Origin of the sequence: Alteromonas sp. ALT199 (assembly GCF_018619335.1) — a bacterium.
Lineage (GTDB): Bacteria > Pseudomonadota > Gammaproteobacteria > Enterobacterales > Alteromonadaceae > Alteromonas.
Genome location: NZ_JAHHDX010000073.1, coordinates 1 through 2,590 on the forward strand (window position 1 = coordinate 1; position 2,590 = coordinate 2,590).

Here is a 2,590-nt window from a genome sequence, read left to right on the forward strand (position 1 = left end):
AAGCCCAGTAGCGTCCACCATCTCTTTTTGCAACTTTTTCCCTCGTATAAAAAATTCAAATTATAAATTCATTTAAACACTAAATACGCGCTTAGCTATCACAGTTCTATACAACATAATCATGTTGTCAAAGTGTCAAATTGCCGAATATTTCTACGCCACTGTTCTATCATTCTTCACGTAAGCTTAATTAAAAAGCTCAAATTCGAAGCCTCTGCCCTATTGTCAGTACCATAGTACAGTTATGAAAAGACTCGGTTATGCGATAGCCTTCATTGAGAGCTATACTTAAAGAGCACTTACCGTGGTAAGGTAAATATAGGCAACTTTCATGTCTTAGAGGCTACCCATATAATGAAACTGCACTTAGCTAGAAATACTAAGTTGTTGATTGCTGAAGATCAGGTGCTTGCAAAAAGCCACATTCACTATGCGCTTGAGCAACTAGGCTTTAAAAATATGGATTATGTCGATAGACCTTCACATGCGCTATCAGCAATACAAGAACACGATTATGACGCCATTATTTGTTCATATAATTTACGCTCTGAACAAGGTGGATATTTTTTCCTTGAGCAACTAAACGAATCTCAATCGTTACCTCTCTCTAGCGCGTTTATCTTCACAAGCGCAGATACATCAGCTGAAGTTGTCCACGCGATAATCGAATTGCAGCCCGACGAATTTATTGTAAAACCATTTTCCGTAAACGAGTTAGACCGTCGACTTTCCAGAGTGTTATCGAGGAAAAAGGCACTTAAAAACGTCTACACCTTCATGGATAAAAAGGACTACGAAAAAGCCCTTGCCGAGGTTGAGTATTTCTTATTGCAACCGGAACATGCCGAACACTTTCCACTAGCAATGAAAATTAAAGGCGACTTGTTTTTCATGAATGAAAGGTTTCAGGAAGCCGTAACCTTTTACGAATCGATAATAAACATCCAAGATTTTGGCTGGGCAAAAATGGGCATTGCAAAAAGCCTTCTGGCGCTCAATGAGCTTGATGATGCAGAAAGAGAGATTATTCAACTGGCAATGCGCCCTGATTCTGCATTAGAGGCATACGACTTACTCACCAAATTACAGATTAAACAATCAGCTTTCGATGACGCGTTAGAATGTACAGCGCTAGCATGCAACATTTCTCCTCAGAATATCCCTCGGCATCAAATGGCGATAAATCTTGCTCGTATCACACACGACTATGAGAGTCAGTTTAACAGTGCGAAAAAGGTCGTACGCTACGCAAGAAACTCTATCCACGATAAACCAGACATTTATCTCACTGCGGCAAGAGCTGGTGTTGATTTTGCCATGACATCTGAACCAGAGCATGTGAACAGTATTGTTAAACAAACCAATGAATTTTTAAGACAGCTAAAAAAGTCTCACCCAAAAGCGGTTCTAAATGATGAATTGACGGTTATCGATGCGCGCCTTCACTATTTAAAAGATGATACTGTGAAGGCACAATTGCTTTTATCAGACTTTCACACCGATCATGCTCAACATCACTCGACAGAAGCGTTACTTGATAGAGCTAAGGCCCTTCATGAAGTGGGGCTAAAGACAGAGTCTATTGCTATTTTAGACGCCATTTCATCCAGGCAGGATGAAGAGAAAGATGAGTTAAACCTAATGGCGACATATTTAAAGCAGGAGAAAAAAGAAAAAGAAGCCATTACGCTTAGTCCTAGAACGCTGAACAATACGGCGGTATCGCAGTATAAACGAGGTAACTTGGAACAGTCTTACACTACTTTCTCTCAAGCATTCCGCGTAATGCCCAAAAACCCGTCTATTGCATTGAACTATCTTCAGGCCATAATCAGAGCTAGAAAAGCAAATGAGCCTTTAAAGGAATACACCTTAGCTGAAATAAGAAAGTGTCGAGAAACACTTGAAACAGTAAAATTGTCTGACGAGCAAAAAATTCGATATGATAATGTGAAAAGCATTTTAAAAGGTGAGTAGCCACGTCTTTAAACGGAAGCTTACTCCCCTTTCCTAAAGACGTAGCCTAGTTGGAATACACTACTACTGTCTCATGATATAGTTTGTCTTTGTATTCCTGCTCATGACTAAACGTCATACCTAGCTTCTTCATGATGTTGATAGATGCGGCATTTTCAGGGTTAGCAATGGCAGAAAATTTTTCTACACCAATATCGTAAAGTGCTTTTTTTACAGAGGTAGCAGCTTCTGTGGCATAGCCTTTCCCCCACACGCTGCGCTTAAAACGCCAGCCCAATTCCATATTGTCACTTTCTGGGTTTTGAGTAAAAAAGCCAAAGGGCCGAACCAAGATCCACCCGATGCTCTCTTTCTCTGATAACGTTTCGACACGCCACAAGCCCCAGCCTAATGAAGGGTTTGAATAAGCTTGAAAACGGGGAACGAAAATATCTCGCACTTCTTCTTTTGATGATTTTTTGCCACCGTTAATGTACTTCATGACTAACTCATCTTGGTCGAGCGACCATAAAAAATCAGCATCTTTTTCAGTAACATAGTGGTAGGAAAGACGCGCACTGTCCATGATATGCATAAACTTCCTTTATCATTATTATTTTAATTATACTTACAC

2 protein-coding genes are annotated in these 2,590 nt (G+C 40.0%); one reads left to right on the forward strand and one right to left on the reverse strand.

Features of this window, described 5'->3' with window-relative positions; translation table 11 throughout:
* The first annotated feature begins 354 nt into the window (after positions 1 to 354).
* A complete protein-coding gene (locus KL866_RS07290; RefSeq protein ID WP_214994341.1) occupies positions 355 to 1,977 on the forward strand; it encodes a response regulator in 1,623 nt (540 codons plus the stop codon).
* A 46-nt stretch (positions 1,978 to 2,023) separates the two neighbouring features.
* On the opposite strand, the gene KL866_RS07295 is transcribed toward KL866_RS07290, so the two are convergent.
* Positions 2,024 to 2,551: a GNAT family N-acetyltransferase gene (locus tag KL866_RS07295; protein WP_214994343.1), complete on the reverse strand. Its 528-nt coding sequence runs from the start codon at positions 2,549 to 2,551 to the stop codon at positions 2,024 to 2,026.
* Positions 2,552 to 2,590 lie beyond the last annotated feature (39 nt).

Excerpts from the sequence above, each read along its gene's own strand:
- KL866_RS07290 (WP_214994341.1), top strand. The coding sequence starts at position 355 with ATGAAACTGCACTTAGCTAGAAATACTAAGTTGTTGATTGCTGAAGAT.
- KL866_RS07295 (WP_214994343.1), bottom strand. The coding sequence starts at position 2,551 with ATGCATATCATGGACAGTGCGCGTCTTTCCTACCACTATGTTACTGAA.